This window comes from Corynebacterium tuingiense (assembly GCF_046718165.1).
In the GTDB taxonomy this organism is placed as follows: Bacteria; Actinomycetota; Actinomycetes; order Mycobacteriales; family Mycobacteriaceae; genus Corynebacterium.
The window spans coordinates 1581580-1598426 of record NZ_CP177101.1; the positions used below are offsets into that span (position 1 = coordinate 1581580).

At 60.3% G+C, this 16847-nt stretch carries 18 protein-coding genes; 3 read left to right on the forward strand and 15 right to left on the reverse strand.

Annotation, left to right across the window (positions count from 1 at the left end):
- Nucleotide 1 precedes the first annotated feature (1 nt).
- Genes ACLI1T_RS07535 through ACLI1T_RS07550 form a run of 4 tightly spaced genes read right to left on the reverse strand, consistent with a single transcriptional unit; the run spans nt 2 to nt 3692 of the window.
- On the reverse strand, nt 2–1504 hold the full coding sequence (locus ACLI1T_RS07535; RefSeq protein WP_349852718.1) for an alanine/glycine:cation symporter family protein: 1503 nt from the start codon (nt 1502–1504) through the stop codon (nt 2–4).
- Between the two features lie 53 nt (nt 1505–1557).
- Nucleotides 1558–2373 (reverse strand): bifunctional DNA-formamidopyrimidine glycosylase/DNA-(apurinic or apyrimidinic site) lyase, encoded by an 816-nt coding sequence (gene mutM, locus ACLI1T_RS07540; protein ID WP_411702321.1) that lies wholly within the window; start codon nt 2371–2373, stop codon nt 1558–1560.
- Between the two features lie 3 nt (nt 2374–2376).
- Complete coding sequence (rnc, locus tag ACLI1T_RS07545) at nt 2377–3147, reverse strand: ribonuclease III (protein ID WP_411702322.1); 771 nt, start codon at nt 3145–3147, stop codon at nt 2377–2379.
- Complete coding sequence (locus tag ACLI1T_RS07550) at nt 3144–3692, reverse strand: YceD family protein (protein ID WP_411702323.1); 549 nt, start codon at nt 3690–3692, stop codon at nt 3144–3146. Before ACLI1T_RS07550 ends, rnc begins: the two co-directional genes overlap by 4 nt.
- Before the next feature lie 150 nt (nt 3693–3842).
- Between ACLI1T_RS07550 and ACLI1T_RS07555 the strand changes: the two genes are divergently transcribed.
- Nucleotides 3843–4460, forward strand: a complete 618-nt coding sequence (locus ACLI1T_RS07555; RefSeq protein WP_411702324.1) for a hypothetical protein — start codon at nt 3843–3845, stop codon at nt 4458–4460.
- Nucleotides 4461–4561: 101 nt separating this feature from the next.
- Here the strand turns inward: ACLI1T_RS07555 and ACLI1T_RS07560 are convergent, their stop codons facing one another.
- Together ACLI1T_RS07560 and gdhA are read right to left on the reverse strand one after the other, a co-directional pair.
- Nucleotides 4562–5329, reverse strand: a complete 768-nt coding sequence (locus ACLI1T_RS07560) for a DivIVA domain-containing protein (protein ID WP_349852713.1) — start codon at nt 5327–5329, stop codon at nt 4562–4564.
- A gap of 314 nt (nt 5330–5643) precedes the next feature.
- On the reverse strand, nt 5644–6990 hold the full coding sequence (gene gdhA / locus ACLI1T_RS07565) for an NADP-specific glutamate dehydrogenase (RefSeq protein WP_023022958.1): 1347 nt from the start codon (nt 6988–6990) through the stop codon (nt 5644–5646).
- A 201-nt stretch (nt 6991–7191) separates the two neighbouring features.
- Between gdhA and ACLI1T_RS07570 the strand changes: the two genes are divergently transcribed.
- Nucleotides 7192–8277 (forward strand): glycerate kinase, encoded by a 1086-nt coding sequence (locus tag ACLI1T_RS07570; RefSeq protein WP_411702325.1) that lies wholly within the window; start codon nt 7192–7194, stop codon nt 8275–8277.
- On the opposite strand, the gene ACLI1T_RS07575 is transcribed toward ACLI1T_RS07570, so the two are convergent.
- A complete protein-coding gene (locus ACLI1T_RS07575; protein ID WP_239269987.1) occupies nt 8274–8672 on the reverse strand; it encodes a hypothetical protein in 399 nt (132 codons plus the stop codon). The genes ACLI1T_RS07570 and ACLI1T_RS07575 overlap by 4 nt on opposite strands.
- A 36-nt stretch (nt 8673–8708) precedes the next feature.
- Here ACLI1T_RS07575 and ACLI1T_RS07580 point away from each other — a divergent pair, with 36 nt between their 5' ends.
- Nucleotides 8709–9911 (forward strand): amidohydrolase, encoded by a 1203-nt coding sequence (locus ACLI1T_RS07580; RefSeq protein ID WP_411702326.1) that lies wholly within the window; start codon nt 8709–8711, stop codon nt 9909–9911.
- 83 nt (nt 9912–9994) lie between these two features.
- Here the strand turns inward: ACLI1T_RS07580 and pyk are convergent, their stop codons facing one another.
- The 8 genes from pyk to priA all read right to left on the reverse strand — a co-directional run bounded on the left by pyk (nt 9995) and on the right by priA (nt 16847).
- Nucleotides 9995–11413 (reverse strand): pyruvate kinase, encoded by a 1419-nt coding sequence (pyk, locus tag ACLI1T_RS07585; RefSeq protein WP_198010487.1) that lies wholly within the window; start codon nt 11411–11413, stop codon nt 9995–9997.
- Between the two features lie 121 nt (nt 11414–11534).
- Nucleotides 11535–12518 (reverse strand): prolipoprotein diacylglyceryl transferase, encoded by a 984-nt coding sequence (gene lgt, locus ACLI1T_RS07590; protein ID WP_023022967.1) that lies wholly within the window; start codon nt 12516–12518, stop codon nt 11535–11537.
- 52 nt (nt 12519–12570) lie between these two features.
- Nucleotides 12571–13401, reverse strand: a complete 831-nt coding sequence (locus tag ACLI1T_RS07595) for an indole-3-glycerol phosphate synthase TrpC (RefSeq protein ID WP_239269984.1) — start codon at nt 13399–13401, stop codon at nt 12571–12573.
- Between the two features lie 86 nt (nt 13402–13487).
- Complete coding sequence (locus tag ACLI1T_RS07600; RefSeq protein ID WP_023022971.1) at nt 13488–14123, reverse strand: TIGR02234 family membrane protein; 636 nt, start codon at nt 14121–14123, stop codon at nt 13488–13490.
- The gene (hisI, locus tag ACLI1T_RS07605) at nt 14123–14485 is read right to left on the reverse strand and encodes a phosphoribosyl-AMP cyclohydrolase (protein ID WP_023022973.1); all 363 of its coding nucleotides are present in this window, start codon (nt 14483–14485) and stop codon (nt 14123–14125) included. Before hisI ends, ACLI1T_RS07600 begins: the two co-directional genes overlap by 1 nt.
- Nucleotides 14482–15252: an imidazole glycerol phosphate synthase subunit HisF gene (gene hisF / locus ACLI1T_RS07610; protein ID WP_411702327.1), complete on the reverse strand. Its 771-nt coding sequence runs from the start codon at nt 15250–15252 to the stop codon at nt 14482–14484. The genes hisI and hisF overlap by 4 nt, the downstream gene beginning before the upstream one ends.
- Nucleotides 15253–15284: 32 nt before the next feature.
- Complete coding sequence (locus tag ACLI1T_RS07615; RefSeq protein WP_411702328.1) at nt 15285–16055, reverse strand: inositol monophosphatase family protein; 771 nt, start codon at nt 16053–16055, stop codon at nt 15285–15287.
- Between the two features lie 3 nt (nt 16056–16058).
- Nucleotides 16059–16847 (reverse strand): bifunctional 1-(5-phosphoribosyl)-5-((5-phosphoribosylamino)methylideneamino)imidazole-4-carboxamide isomerase/phosphoribosylanthranilate isomerase PriA, encoded by a 789-nt coding sequence (gene priA, locus ACLI1T_RS07620; RefSeq protein ID WP_411702329.1) that lies wholly within the window; start codon nt 16845–16847, stop codon nt 16059–16061.

Here is a 16847-nt window from a genome sequence, read left to right on the forward strand (position 1 = left end):
ATTAGTAGCGATCGGCCTCGCCGCGATCGCGCAAGATTTTACGGTCCGCAGCGCTGCGGCGGGTCACTGGGTCAGAACCGTCCCAGCACTCCACGCCGGGCACACCCGGAAGCATATCGCGGTGGAAGACCGGATCGACTCCCTTACTGCGCTGCTCGTTGAAGTTCTTCAGCAATTGAATGGCCACGCCGGATAACGGAACAATGGCGATGATATTCAGGATCACCATCGTCGCCGCACCGGTATCCGCCAGGGCGAAGACCAATGGCAGGGACCCGACGGCACCGAACCAGACAAAGAACAGCACCACGAGGCGGAAAATATTCAGCACCGTTTTATTCGTGGTGAGGTATTCCAGGTTGGCTTCTGCCAAGTAGTAATTGCCCAAGATGGAAGAAAAGGCCAGAAAGAACAAGATGAAGCTGACGAAGTGAACGCCCCAGTGACCAACCTCGGCGGACAAGGCCGCCTGGGTAAGGGAAACGCCCTCGGCCTTTTCGCCGTAGGCTACTTCCGGGCCGAGCAGGATCAGGAAGGCGGTAATGGTACAGACCACGATGGTGTCGAAGTACACACCCAAGGTCTGCACCAGGCCCTGCTTGACCGGGTGGGAAACGGTGGCGGTCGCCGCCGCGTTAGGTGCAGAACCCTCGCCGGCCTCGTTGGAAAACAGGCCGCGCTGGATGCCCTTCATCATCGCGGCGCCGATGCCCGCGCCGGCGATTTCCTTAAAGCCGAGCGCGTGGCCGATGATATCGCCCAGCATGCCCGGGACCTTGTCAAAGTTCGTAATGACCACGAAGCCACCTATGAGCAGGTACGCCAGGGCCATAAACGGAACGACTACCTGGGTGATATTGGCAATGCGCTTCACGCCGCCAAAAATGATGAAGCCCGCGGCAATCGCGATGATGATGCCAATGATGGAGCCAAAGGTGGCATCGTCTTCGCGGCCGAAGGAAAAGGCCACGGCCTCAGCAATGGCGTTGGTCTGGAAGGAGTTATAGACCAAGCCGAAAGTAAAGACGATGGCAATAGAGAAAAGAACGCCGAGCGGGCCCCAGCCCAGGCCACGCTTCATGTAGTAGGCCGGCCCGCCGCGGTACGTATCGCCATTGCGGACCTTCCACAGCTGCGCCAGGGTGGATTCCACGAAGGCGGTCGCACCACCAAGAAGGGCGATGATCCACATCCAGAAGACGGCGCCAGGTCCGCCTACGGAGATGGCCACCGCGACGCCGGCAACGTTGCCGGTGCCCACACGCGATGCTGCGGAGATGGTAAATGCCTTAAATGCGGAGATTCCCCCGCTTCCTGCGCCCTCGTCCTCATCATCGCTGTTGGGTCGCTCGACCACGGCGCGCAGCATATCGGGTACCTTGCGAATCTGCACCACCGCGGTACGAGCGCCAAATAACAGGCCTGCACCGATAAGCAGCCAGGGCAGGATGTATGTCCACACGCCATCGTTAAATGTCGTGACGACATTTTCGAGAAATTCCATGCGAATTAATTTACTGCCTGAAGGTGCACAACGTGAATCTCACGGGTGCGAGATTATTGGCAGTGGGGGCAATAATGGCTCGAGCGTCCCCCGATAACACACCGCTCAATGGGCGTGCCGCAGCGGGAACATGGCTGGCCAGCGCGGCCATAGGCTGCAAGCGAGCGCGCGAAATAGCCGGATTCACCATTGACGTTAACGTACAAAGAATCAAAGCTCGTTCCCCCCGCTTTGAGGGCGGCAGACATCACGGTCTGCGCCGCGCTTAATAGCGCCACGGCGTCTTTTTGCCGCAGCGCAGAAGCTTTCTTGCGCGGTGAAATGCGTGCTGCCCACAGCGCTTCATCTGCGTAGATATTGCCAATGCCAGATACCAGCGTTTGATCCAATAGCGCCGTTTTTGCCGCGGTTTTCTTCTGCCGCAGGCGGCGCGCGGCGCTGGTGATATCAAAATCGGGTTCCAGGGGATCCAAGCCGATATGGGAAATCTTGGACCACGGCGCATATAGCCAGTATCCAAAGGTGCGCTGGTCCACAAAGTGCAGGTCGGTGCCATCGCTGAGCCCTACCGTGATGCGGCGGTGCGGCGAATCGGTAGGGCCGATGCGCAACTGACCCGACATGCCTAAGTGAATAAAAAGCACGTCGCGGTGGCTATCCATCGGGTCCTCCCCCACGAATTCCAGCCACATGAATTTGCCGCGGCGGGCGACTGCGGCGATTTCCTTGCCCACGACAAGGCCCGCTAGCGGTTCATCTTGGCCGCGGTTCGCCCGCGGGTGCGCAATGTCTACCACCGTAATTTCTTTGCCCACGACGTAGGTTTCCACCCCGCGGCGCACCGATTCTACTTCGGGCAACTCTGGCATTACTTAGCCTTCTTTATGGGCGGTCCCTTGCACCAGCAACGGGGTTTCGCGCAGAGTTTGGCACGCCTCTTGCGCAGCCTGCTGCTCCGCTAATTTCTTATTGTGGCCCTGCCCATTTCCCACGGTCAGCCCAGCGACGGTGGCAACCGCGCTGAAGGTTTGATCGTGTTCTGGGCCGGTAGCCGTAGCCGAATAGACCGGCATGGGTGCCTTCAACTCAGCACACAGCTCTTGCAAGGTGGTCTTCCAGTCCAAGTGGCGCCCGCTGACGGAGGCATTATCGATCTTTTCTGCAAATAGGCGCAGGATAACATCGCGGGCGGTTTCAAAGCCGTGCTCGCGATAAATAGCGCCGAAAATCGCCTCGGTGGTATCCGCAAGGATGGAATCCTTATCGCGCCCGCCGGTGGACTGTTCGCCCTTGCCCAGCAGGATATGCGGGCCAAGGTTGATTTCACGCGCGACATCGGAAAGCCCATAGCGTGAGACAATGGACGCACGCATCTTAGAGATATCGGATTCGGGGCGCGATGGATACCTCACGTATAGCTTCGCGGCCACCGATAGCCCTAAGACGGCATCGCCCAAGAACTCAAGGCGCTCGTTATTAGGCAGGTGCCCGTTTTCATTGGCAAAAGAGCGGTGCGTAAGCGCCAAGCGCAGATTGTCCGGTTCCAGGGCAACGCCGAGCGATTCCAAGAGCGGGGTGTGATCGACCGCCGCGAAGGTGGCGTCCCACGCCTCTTGCCCGGTTAGCTTCTTCTTGCGGCTCATAGGAATTTCTCCAGACCTGCCCAGCGCGGGTCTATCTTCTCCTCTTCCTCTTCTTCCCCGGAGATTCCGGTGGTCACACCCTCTGGGGTCCGAATATCGCAGCCGTCTTCGCAGACGGGGGCGAAGGGAAGGTTCAGGCCGACTTCATCAATCACCGCCTGGAGAAGATCCAGCTCATCGTCTTGGATTTCGGGGATTTCATCGCCCGAACCGGCATCGTCAGAATCGGCGCCATCGCCGCTGACAAAGGATTCATCGGCGGCAAAAACCTGGGTCACGTGCAAATCCAGCTGCGGGTGTAGCTTTTTTAAGCAGCGCGCACACTCGCCCGTGAGAACACCCGAGATATCCGCATCAACCAGAACGCCTGAACCCAGCGGGGTCAGGGTCGCGGCAACGGTGAGATCTTCGCCTTTGGGGATGGCGATCATTTCCACGCCGATCCTTTCCGGTGCAGGGCCCGTCTGGGTGCGTTGTTCCGGCATTGCGTCAGTGCCTTGGGCGTTTAGTAATTCGCCCACATCGAACTTCAATGGAGATGTCATAACAGTTGGTAGTCTACCCTGCCTCGCAAACTCCGCGTAGTTGCTGGCACGACCGCATTTTCTGGCAAGAAACTGAAGGTTTGGGCATAAAGCGCTATGGCTTGCCGGTTTTCCCTTTCCTGCAGGCCGCGGCGGCCTTAGCCTGAAAGCATGACTTACCACTTGGCCGCGGCCTCAGGAGATTTGAGCGCTATCGCTCCTAGATTCGGAGTGTTGTGCTGCCTTCCCGCCACCTTCTTGGTCATCTCTGGGTTAGTCCTCCATCGCCTGCCCAAGGCTGACCACTCTGGCATCTACGGCGACAAGGGCCTGCGCCTTTTCTCCGCCCTCATCCTCAGCACGTGTGCGGGGCTTATCGCCGGCGCGATTTTGGTCATTCCCTCCGGCCTCGACCTCACGGTGCTTACCGGCGCCCTTGTATTTTCCGCCAGCGCCGCCGCCATCACGTGGCTCTCGCGCGAAGCCCTTGCCTGCGCGCTGCTTTGCGTCGGCGCCATGTTCCTGACCGCAGGCGCGGTTATTAGTCTTAGCGCGATGTTCTTCCCCCAAGACTTTATGAGCGGCTCGATGACCTCGCTCACCTCCTACTTCACCACGTCCCTGGTCACCTTCCTCTTCCCCGGCCTGGTCAGCGCGGGGATTGTAGCCTTCGTAGCGGTCCAGAGCCAGCGCCCTCACCCTGCTACGAATACTGCTGACGCCGCGCTTGCCGATGCCCCCTCATCGTCCCCCACGCCGCGCTATTCCAACTCGCGCAGCTCGGTCTAGCCTCCCACAGGCACAATAAGTCCTGCTGCACGGCGACGCGGTTTTCGCAAATCACCCGTGCAGCAGGACTTTTTAAGCGTCGTGCCTTTTCGCCAGAGCGGTTAGCGCTCGGTATAGCGGCGCTCGTAGCCGTCGCCCTCACCATAGCGCGGGGCGCTAGCACCACCGCGGGAAGAACCGGCGTTCGTGGACGGCAGGTAGTCGCCGCCGCGAGAGCGCACGCCGGCCCCACCGCGCAGCGCGGAACGATCGGAGTTTACGGTGCGCAGGAGGCCGCTGAGGGAACTTTCAAATTCGCTAAGCTTGCTATCTACAAAGTCATCGCACTCCGTGCGCAGCCGGTTGGATTCGGTGTATGCGGTCTCCACGATCCGGTTGGCTTCTTCGTTGGCACGGCGGACGACTTCAGACTCAGAGACCAAACGTTCTTGTTCTTGGCGGCCCTCAGCCACCGAGCGTTCGTATTCCTCGTTGGCCTGAGCAATGGTGCGGTCTGCATCTGCGCGGGCTTGCTCAACGGTGGACTGGGCGCGTGCCTCGGCATCGGCCACTAGCCGCTGCGCATGTTCTTCTGCCTGCGCAACCGTGGTATCGGCCTCTTGGCGCGCCTGGCTCACCATGTCGGTGGCCTCCGCAGACGCCTCATTAATGGTGTTATCCGCACGCTCTTCGGCGCCGCGGATAATCTCGTCTTGCTTGTCTAAAACGTCCTGCGCATCGTCGATTTCTACGGGCAGCGCGTTGCGCAGGTCATCGAGAAGCGCCAGCATCTCATGGCGGGGAACCAAGCAATTGGAGGTCATGGGAAAGCCAGAAGCCTGCTCCAAATGCTGAACTAATTCATCAAGGGATTCAAAGACACGGTACATGCTGGGAATTCTACAACGCGCCACCCCGCATTGTGTGGAGGGCGCGCCCTGGATCCTCAGGCCAATGCAACGAAGGCTAAAGCTCTCCGAGTTCAATTCGCTTCCCGTGTGCGATTAACCCATTTTCCCTCCACATACCCGCGGCACTGGCGCATTCAGCCGCATTGTCCGCGTGGCTCTAACTCAAGACCAACCCGATCCTTCTAGGGCTGGCCACCGAGCCACCAAAGGGCGACAGCACGTGCCGCAGCAATGCAAAAGCTCCCCGTCTCCCCGCGGGTGCGGGGAAATGGGGAGCCGTGGGTTAAGGGAGTTTAGATAACGCCCTGTGCCAGCATGGCGTCAGCCACCTTCTTGAAGCCGGCGATATTGGAGCCAGCCACGTAGTCGCCTTCACGGTCGTATTCCTTGGCCGTGTTGTCGATGTTCTTGAAGATGTTGCTCATGATGCCGCGCAGGCGGTCATCGGTGTACTCGAAGGACCAGGAGTCGCGGGATGCGTTCTGCTGCATCTCCAGTGCAGAGGTTGCCACACCACCGGCGTTGGCAGCCTTGCCGGGTGCGAAGTTGATCTTGGAGTCCTGGAATACGTGTACCGCATCCGGGGTGGACGGCATGTTGGCGCCCTCTGCAACGTAGCGCACGCCGCCCTCGACGAGCTTCTTGGCGGACTCGCCGTCGAGCTCGTTCTGGGTTGCACACGGCAGTGCAACATCAGCCTGGACGTCCCAGATATTGCCGCCCTCGTGGAACTCCACGCCGTTGCCAGCTTCCTTGGCGTAGGTGGAGATGCGCTCGCGACGAACTTCCTTGACATCGCGAAGCAGGTCAACGTCCACGCCATTCGGGGTGGTGATGTAGCCGGAGGAGTCAGACATTGCGACGACGGTAGCGCCGAGTTCCTGTGCCTTTGCGGCAGCGTAGATGGCAACGTTACCGGAACCGGACACGATGACCTTGGCGCCGTCGAAGGACTCGCCGTGGGTCTTCATCATTTCTTCGGTGATGTAGACGGCACCGAAGCCGGTGGCCTCGGTACGTACCAAGGAACCGCCCCAGGTCAGACCCTTGCCGGTCAGGACGCCGGACTCGTGCTGGGTGGTCAGGCGGCGGAACTGGCCGAAGAGGAAGCCGATTTCGCGGCCGCCAACGCCGATATCGCCGGCAGGAACGTCGCGGTACTCGCCGATGTGGCGGTGCAGCTCGGTCATAAAGGACTGGCAGAAGCGCATAACTTCCTGCTCAGACTTGCCCTTCGGGTCAAAGTCGGAGCCACCCTTGCCGCCACCGATGGGCAGGCCGGTCAGAGAGTTCTTAAAGATCTGCTCAAAGCCCAAGAACTTAATGATGCCCAAGTTTACCGAGGGGTGGAAACGCAGACCGCCCTTGTACGGGCCGAGCGCGGAGTTGAACTGCACACGGAAGCCGCGGTTGACCTGCACCTCGCCGTTGTCATCAACCCATGGGACGCGGAAGATGAGCTGGCGCTCTGGCTCACACAGGCGCTCAACCAGACCGTAGTCTGCGTAGTGTGGGTCCTTATCCAGGACGATCTTGAGCGAATCCAGCACCTCGGACACCGCCTGGTGGAATTCCGGTTCACCGGCGTTGCGCTTGAGTAGCTTGTCGTAGTACTCAGAAATCTGGCTATCAACAGACATAGTGTATAAATCCCATTCTCGTGGAGTTTGACTAGCAGGAACTAGTTTCCTATCAATCTACCGATAATGCAAGTACAATTATTTCTCAGTCCCCCAATTACCCGCTTTCACCTGCAGCAATAAAGATAAATATTTTCTGTAGGACGTTCGGATTCCTAGCAAAAAGCCGCGGTGCGGGTCGCGGGCTTTATAATCGCGGGCATGCATATTGTCGTCGCGCCTGACTCTTTTAAAGGTACCGCTTCTGCCACAGAAGCCGCAGCCGGAATCGCCAACGGAATTCGCCAGCACTACCCCACCGCCACCGTCACCACCTTGCCCATGGCCGATGGCGGCGAAGGCACCGCACAGGTGCTGGCCCAGGCCGCCGCGGCGGGCGGGCAAGAAACCCAGACCATTACCCTTCCCACCACGGATGCGGTGGGGCGCTTGACCGAAGCGCAGTATTTCCTCGCTGGGCACACGGCCTTCATCGACGTTGCCGCCGCCACCGGACTGCCCGCGGTCCGCGACGCGCTCGATCCCCTCCACGCGGATTCTTATGGCACCGGCGTGCTGCTTGCCGATGCCCAGTCCCGCGGCGCCACCTCCATCGTGCTCTGCCTTGGCGGCACGGCCAGCATCGACGGTGGCATGGGCATCCTTGCGGCCCTCGGCGCCGCCGCCCACGATGCACGCGGCTATGCCCTGCCCAAGGGCGGCGCCCCATTGGTGCAGCTCGATTCCATCGATACCGCGCAATTAAACATCAAAGCGGGCATGGTTGATTTCACGCTCTTGGCCGATACCCGGGCTAAGGCCATGCAGGCAGCCACCATGTACGGGCCACAAAAAGGCGCAGAGGGCGAGCAGGTTGCCCTGCTTGCAGGTGCACTTCTCCAATTGTGCAAGGTCACCGGCACAGATCCAGAGACTGAATTTACCGGTGCGGCAGGCGGCATCCCCATCGGCCTTACCTGGCTTTCTCGCACGCTATGGGGCACCGATGAGCACGCCCGCGTCGTTTCTGGCGGGGCCCACGTGGCGAAGGCCCTTGGTCTCGCGGATGCCATTTCTCAGGCGGACCTCGTCATCACCGGCGAAGGCGCGTTTGACGAGCAATCCTTAACCGGCAAGGTCGTCGGCACCGTCGCGGACCTGGCGGCGGAGTCCTCTACCCCGGTTGGCATCATTGCCGGGGCCATCAATCAGGACACCGAGCACTTCACCGCGGAGCTAGATCAAGAAGGAGGGATGCCGGAGCAGCTGGCTAGGGCCGCCCGGGACATCGTCAAGCAGCTGGGCTAAGGGCGAATCTCGACCGTCCACGGAAAGATGGCGGGGCGCTCATGCGCCAACTCATCCTCCAGCAGCACATGATCCTTGGGCAATACGGCGTGCGGCGTGAGCAAACGCGACAGCACCATAGCCAGCTGGTTCACGGAGCCGGTCGCCCCCTCCACCGCGATGTTATAGCGGTGGGCGTGCGCTCCTTCTAAATCGCGCTCTTCATGTTCATCGCGGTAATTTTGCTGCAGTTGTTCCTCCAAGCCCTCAGGGAACTGGGGATCTGCCGGGCGAGTAACCTCGGCGGAGGTAAGCGATCCGCCCGCTACCAGCTTATCGGTGGCAGTGGTGAAAATTTCCTCCACGCGGTCCGCTTGCTCATCTGGAACCAATACATCGAATTGAATAGTCGGCATATAGCTGACCCTACCCTAACCAAAGGGATGAAAACTATGTCTTATTCCACAAACATCGCTTCCGTGGTCCACTCTGCGGATACTGACCTGGCGTGGCAGCGGGATTTTTACGAAGATCTGCACCGCCACCCCGAGCTTTCCCACGAGGAGGAACGCACCGCGGCGCGCATCCGCGCCAAGTTAGCGGAGTTTGATTGCGAGGTAGAAGAAAACATTGGGGGGCATGGCATGGTCGCCATTTTCCGCAACGGCGATGGCCCCACCGCGCTCATGCGCGCCGATTTCGATGCCCTGCCGGTCAAGGAGGCCACCGGCGTGGAGTATTCCTCGACCAATGACTACATGCACGCCTGCGGGCACGATATGCACACCACGGCCTTACTCGGTGCCTGTGCGCTTCTCGATGCCTCCCGCGATACCTGGTCCGGCACCTTCCTCGCCCTGTTCCAGCCAGCGGAGGAATCATCCATGGGTGCGAAATACATGATCGCCGATACCCTCACCGAGCGCGTGCCACGCCCCGATATTTGCTTAGGCCAACACGTCATGCCCGGCCGTGCCGGCACCGTTCGCCATACGGCCGGCCCCATCATGGCGGGCTGCGACTCCCTGCGCATTCGCATCTTTGGCAAGTCCGCCCACGCCTCCATGCCGCATAATTCCATCGACCCAACCTATATTGCGGCGATGATCGTCACCCGGCTCCAGGCCATCGTGGGCCGCGAGGTAGCCCCGCACGAGTTCTTCGTCATCTCCGTGGGCGAGCTGCATTCTGGCGATAAAAACAACATCATCCCGGATTCCGCCGAGCTTGTGCTCAATACCCGCTTTTATGATCCAGCCCTGGCGGAGAAGGTCTATGCCTCCTTAGAGCGCATGGTAAAAGCCGAGTGCGTGGCCTCCGGCTGCGAGAAGGACCCCACCTTCGAGTACTACGCGCACGGCGAGGTCACCGATAACGACGCCGCCGCGTATTCGCCCATCGACGAGGTCTTTGCGGCCACCTTCGGGGAAGCATCCGTTACCGCCTCGCCCTCGACCGCTTCCGAAGACTTCTGTTACCTCCCACAGGCATGGGGCGTGCCGTACGTCTTTTGGCACGTAGGGTGCACCCCCGAAGCAGAGCTGGCCGATCCCCCGGTCAATCACCAGGCCAACTTCCTGCCGGATTACGAGCCCACGGTCAAGGCTTCCACCCAGGCCGCCCATGCGGCGGTGCTGGCGTACCTGGGCGCGTAAACCTTGCGCCTTCTGGCATAAAGAATCCGCCGCGTCTCCCTTTGCTCAATGGAGTGTGGAGGCGCGGCGGATTTTTCAGTGCGCTAGTCCTTGATGGTTTCTCCCAAAATGTGGCACTGAATCATGTTGGTATTGCCGGAGATTCCCGGAGGGGTACCTGCAACGACGACGACCAAGTCATTCTCGTCGTACTCGTCCAAATCCAGCAGGTACTTATCGATAGCCTCCATCATCTCATCCGTGGACTTGACGTCGGGGCTCAAGAAGGTCTCAGCACCCCAAGTCAGCGCCAGCTGGGAGCGCACATCTTCATGCGGCGTGAATACCAGCAGTGGCAGGTCAGAGTGCAGGCGAGCAACGCGCTTTGCGGTATCGCCGGAAGAGGTAAAGGCAACAATGGCCTTGGCATTCAGGCGCTCTGCAATATCGCGGGCGGAATAGGACATCACGCCGCGCTTGGTGCGCGGGACGTGCGCCAGCGGCGGGACCTGGCCATCGGTCTCAGAACGCTTGACGATGCGCGACATGGTCCGCACCACGTTGTGCGGATCCGCACCCACGGAGGTCTCGCCGGAGAGCATCACCGCATCGGCGCCGTCGAGCACGGCGTTGGCCACGTCGGAGGCCTCCGCGCGGGTCGGGCGGGAGTTCTCAATCATGGAATCCAGCATCTGGGTGGCCACGATGACCGGCTTCGCGTTCTCGCGGGAAATCTGGATGGCGCGCTTCTGGAATAGTGGCACCTCTTCCAGCGGAACCTCAACGCCCAAGTCACCGCGGGCAATCATCACGGCGTCGAAGGCCAAGATGATGGACTCGAGGGCATCGACGGCCTCGGGCTTTTCCAGCTTGGCGATGACCGGCACGCGGCGGCCTTCCTCGTCCATAATCTCGTGGACCTTGTCGACATCGGCAGGCGAACGCACGAAGGACAGCGCGATGTAGTCCACGCCGAGCTGCAGGGCAAAGCGCAGGTCTTCGATGTCCTTCTCAGACAGGGCCGGCACAGAAATGCTCATGCCGGGCAGGGAGACGCCCTTGTTATTGGATACGGGGCCGCCCTCGGTGACCTCACACACCACGTCGTTGCCGTCTACTTCCTTGCAGACGACGGCGACCTTGCCGTCATCGATAAGCAAGCGATCGCCAGGCTTCGCGTCTTCTGCCAAGCCTTTGTAGGTGGTGGATACGCGGTCGTGGGTGCCTTCGACATCGTCTACAGTGATGCGGACGATTTCACCGTTATCCCACTGCTCTTTGCCGTTCTTAAAGCGGCCGAGGCGGATCTTAGGGCCCTGGAGATCGGCCAGGATGCCTACGTTCCTGCCGGTCTTTTCGGTGGCTTCGCGGACCCACTTGTAATTGGCTTCGTGATCCGCATGCTCGCCGTGCGACATGTTAAGGCGCGCGACGTTCATGCCGTCTTCTACAAGGCGCAAAATTCCGTCCCCGCTGGCTACAGCGGGGCCGAGAGTACAGACAATTTTGGTTCTTCTATCCAGCATTATTGGCCTATTCCATCGGGGAAATTGAACAACCCCCAACCTACTCCCTCGCGCGCCGACAGGCCACAATTTTTTGGCGCTTTAACTACGGCAATCGGACACGATCACACATAACCGGTCATTCGCGGCCGCTAGCAGTGCCCGAGATGCCTTGGGTACGAGGGGTTCCCACGCGTTTATCGTCGTCCTCGCCGCCATTTTCTGCAGCGCCTTCGGCCTGCTCGCGGTAGTAACGCGGGTCGACTTCTTCTGGAGTTTCGGGGCCCTTGCGCCGCCTGTCCAGCAAGAAAAAGACGATGAGGCCGGCAATAAACACAACGGCAGAAACAATGAGGTTCACGCGGACACCGAAGATATGGGTGGCTTCGTCTGAACGCATGCCCTCGATAAAGAAGCGGCCCAGCGTGTATCCCACGACGTAGAGGGCGAATACTCGTCCGCGCCCCAACTTCCATGCCTTGTGCGCCCACAACAGGAACAGGCAGACCAGGACGTTCCAGATGAGCTCATACAAAAACGTCGGATGCACCGAAGCGATGACCTCACCGGTAGAATGCCCGGAAACCGGCGCGTACTCCCCTGCCTCATCGACGCGGTAGTAAATATCCAGCGCCCACGGAACGTCGGTCGGTCGACCGTAGAGCTCCTGATTAAACCAGTTTCCCAACCGGCCGATGCCCTGGGCAAGGATGAGGCCAGGCGCCACCGCGTCCGCAAACGGCGCCAAGGGGATCTTTTTGATCCGGAACATTACCCACAGCGCTACGGCGCTTAAGGCGACCGCACCCCAGATGCCGAGACCACCATTGGTGACCTTAAGGGCATCGACTGGGTTGCAGGTATCACAGAAGTACTTCTGGTTATCCGTGATGACGTGATAGAGCCGCCCGCCCACGATGCCCGCGGGGATAACGACGATGGTCGCATCCCACACGGTATCGGGATTACCGCCTCGGGCTGTGTATCGCCTCAGCGTCATCCACATGCCCACGAGGATGCCGGCGATGATGCACAGCGCATACGCATGGATTGGAATGGAGCCAAGATGCCACACCACGCCCTGCGGCGGAGAGGGGATATTTGCAAGATTCTGAGTATGCACGTAGATAGTGTGCCTTATCAGAGTGGCCGTGAGCTAGTTTGGGGTAGTTTTCCTAGGAACTTTTACGCGAGGGGCACGCTGGGTGTTGGCCCGCAGCCACGAGAGAGCGCGCCAAGGCGGTGGGATCCTGGGCCGCCATGACGGATTCGCCGACCAGTACCGCATCCGCTCCGCGGGAGGCATAGTGGAAAAGGTTGCGGGCATTATTCACCCCGCCCACGGCGATGCGCAGGAGCGATTCCGGCAGCCCCGGGGCGATATCATTGAAGGCCTCTCGGTTGATCTCATCCGAGGCAAGCGACCACGCATTGATCGCGATGACGCTGCTGCCGGCCTTGATGGCGCGGTTGACCTCCCCGCAGGTTCGCACCTCCACGATGGCAGTCATCCCCAGCGATTCCGCGCGGTCCAGGAGGGCTTCCAATCGGGCTTGTTCTAAAAGCTCGACCTGCAGCGGGATCGCATCGGCGCCAAAGCAGCGGGCTTCGTGAATCTGGTACGGATCCACGATAAGGTCGCGCGCCATCATCGGGATATCGATGGCAGCGCGCGCAGCCGCCATATCCTCAAGCGATCCGTTAAAGCGCCGCGTATCCGTCTGGCAGGCCATCAGATGCACGCCGCAGTCCTCAAAGGTGCGCGCCCATTCGGCCATCTGCTCGGCCGAGCCCACGTGGGCAATTTCCCCGGTATAAGGAACGGCGCGCTTGAGCTCCGTAATGACCGAACAACCTGGTTTTAAAAGCGCCGCGCGGGCATCGCGGGGAGGCTCCATATCCCGAGAGCGCGCCTTGATGTCTTGAAAGGAAACGCGTGCTTCACGCGCGGCGACATCCTCTAGCACCCCAGCGACCAGGTGATCGACGGCAATGGGTGTGGGCATGAGCACCTCCCTCCAAGCGCGATTAAAATCACACTTAGATTAACGCTATTCGGGGCGTTTCCGGAAATTGTGCTGCGCGAACGGGGCTATTTACGGCCTACATCGGTCGGGTCGATATCGCTATCGAGCGCATCCCACATCACACGGCCGGAATCGGATGAGGTCTCCAAATCTTCCGCCAGCTTTTCTTGGCGGGCGGCAGGGGTTTCGTATTTGCTCGACGCCTTGACCTTGTCCTTGCCCGGGTTCTGGGCCAAGAGTACGGAGCCGAAAAATGCCAGCGCGGCCCCGATAATGGCGACAATGGGGCCCAGCTTAGTGACCTCCGTGGAAATGACGGTAGCCCAATCAGAAATTGCGGCAGAATCCACCGCGTTTTCATTTGCGGAAGCGCCCTGCAATATTTTTTGCGCGCGCTCGGCATCAGCGCCGCTGGTCAGCAGACTAATAGGGCTCCACGCGGCGCCTGCCGCGGCGAGGGCGCACACAATGGCCACGATGCGCCGCCCCGTTCGGCGAAGCGCAATCCCCGCGAGTACACCGGCGAGGAGGACCAGCGTCAATGCCATCAGTTCTAGGGACCACGCGGAACCCACGATCTCATTGGTTGCCGAGCCCGACTTATCGTCCTCGCTTACCGCTTTGACCCAAGTGCTACGGGAAGAAAACCACAGCACCGCCGTGCCCACCGCAATAAGGAGCGGGCCAAGTCGCCTCGTCATTAGGAATCATCCCCTAAAAGAACTTTCGCATCGAAGCATGTCCGGTCACCGGTGTGGCACGCGGCGCCGCGCTGCCGCACGGTCAGCAAGATGGTATCGCCATCGCAATCAAGGCGCACACCGAGCACCTCCTGCGTATGTCCTGAGGTCTCACCCTTAATCCAATACTCGCCGCGCGAGCGCGAGAAGTACGTGCCCTTGCGCGTGGCCAGCGTGTGGGCAAGCGCATGGTCATCCATCCAGGCAAGCATCAGCACTTCGCCGGAATCGGCCTGGGCAATAGCTGGCACGAGCCCTTGCTCATTGCGCTTGAGTAGCGCAGCAATCTGTGGGTCTAGCTCATAGTCTGCGGGATTGCTCATCGGCGCACCTCGTGTCCGGCATCTGCCAAGGCCTTTTTAACCTCGCCAATTTCTACCTCCCCAAAGTGGAAAATGCTGGCTGCTAGGACAGCATCGGCACCTGCTTCAACGGCGGGTGGAAAGTCCGCTGCTGCGCCCGCTCCGCCGGAGGCAATGACGGGAATATTCACCGTTTCTCGCACCGCGCGCAGAAGTTCGAGGTCGAATCCGGCCTTCGTGCCATCTGCATCCATGGAGTTTAAAAGGATCTCCCCCACACCCAGCTCGGCGCCGGTCTGGGCCCATTCCACTGCATCGATGCCAGCCGATGTCGTCCCGCCGTGTGTCGTAACTTCAAACCCCGACCGTGCGTGCGCCGCGTCGGTGCGCCGCGCGTCCACGGATAAGACGATGCACTGCGAGCCAAAGACTTCCGCCAATTCGCGCAGCAGGCCGGGATTGCCTATCGCGGCGGTATTGACCGATACCTTATCCGCGCCAGTGCGCAGGAGCTCGCGGACATCGTCAACGCTGCGCACTCCCCCGCCCACGGTCAGCGGAATAAAGACTTGATCGGCGGTGCGGCGTACCACATCGAGCATGGTGGACCGGCCATGCTTGGACGCGGAGACATCGAGGAAAGTCAGTTCGTCTGCGCCCAATTCCTCATAGCGCGCGGCCAATTCCACGGGGTCTCCTGCATCGCGCAGGTGCGCAAAATTCACGCCCTTGACTACGCGGCCTTGATCCACATCAAGGCACGGGATTATGCGTACGGCTACAGCCATGCGGGGCTTACTCCTTCACAAGTCGGTCAGGGTTAATTTGATTGGTGAGATAGGATTTCCAGGATTGTCTCGTGCACCTGCGGGGTACCAGAGACCATACCCCGCGACTGCACGGTCCACGGATTGCCCTCCGGATCCGTGACGATGCCCCCGGCCGCCTTGATAAGGAGCGCTCCCGCCGCGTTATCCCACGGGTGCGGCGAGAAATTGACGGCACCGTCAAAAACTCCCTGGGCCACGAAGGCATTATCTAGCCCCACCGAGCCTGTGATGCGCGGGCGCAAGCCGGTTTCGCGCAATTCGTGGAAAGCTGCAGTGGGCAGGCTGGAAAAACACCCCACGTGCCCGCGCGCATCATCGAGTTCTGGGGACTCCTCCCCGCCACCGAATCCACCTGCCGGCCCACCCGCAGAGCGCAGCGGCGAGCCGTCGTTAGCAACCAAGCGCCTGCCTAAAAGAGGAAAATCTGAAATGGCCGCGACAGGCTGGCCCTCGTGAACCAGGGCCACCAGGATGCCGGCCATGGGATTGCCCGCGGAATAATTCGCGGTCCCATCGATTGGATCGACAACCCACACGGTGTCGTGGATGCTTCCGCCGGATTCCTCCCCGTAGACCGGGATGCCGGTCATCTGCTGCAAGATATCGCGCAGCTGCTTTTCGATGGTCAAGTCCACCTCTGTAGCAAAATCGCCCCGGCTTTTAAAGTGGGCCGGTGGCGCCCCGATGCCGGATCGAAAGATGGGCTCGACTTGGTCCACGGCCGCCTCCGCGAAGGCCACCAACTCGCGCGGATCCATCATCGGTTACTCTTCCTCGGGGTCATAGGGATCGATGGGAACTTCTGCAGGCAGCGGTTCTACCTCTGCCACCGCCGCGAGCGCCTCCTCCAGGCTAAAGTTTCCTTCATACAGCGCCTTTCCGATGATCGCCGAATCGATGCCCTCATTTTCATACCGGGCCAGCTCTCTAAGATCCGCCAGGGAGGAAATACCACCGGAGGCGGTGACCTTGGCATCGGTTGCCATTGCTACCTCGCGCAGTAATTCCACATTGGGCCCAGTCAGCGTCCCATCCTTGGACACATCCGTGACCACGAAGCGCTGGCACCCTGCGGCATCGAGGCGCTCGAGCACCTCCCAGAGATCCCCGCCATCGGAGACCCAGCCGTTGCCCTTCGTACGCCATTCGCCATCTTCTAAGCGCACCGCCAAGTCCACGGCGACTTTCTCGCCATACTGACCAAGGATTTTTTCTATCCACTCTGGGTTTTCTAAGGCGGCGGTACCAATATTGATGCGATTCGCGCCGGTAGCCAGCGCGCGCTCTACCCCGGCATCATCGCGGATGCCACCGGTAAGCTCGACATTAATGCCAAGTGCTTTAGTAATTCCCGCCATTTGCTCGTGGTTGGAACCGCGATTAAAGGCAGCATCGAGGTCAACAAAGTGCAGCCACTGGGCGCCCTGGCGCTGCCATTCAAGGGCGGCGTCCCGCGGGGAACCGTAGACCTTTTCGGTACCGGCTTCTCCCTGATCCAAGCGCACGGCCTTGCCACCGGCAACATCGACTGCGGGCAAAAGCGTAAAAGTCAT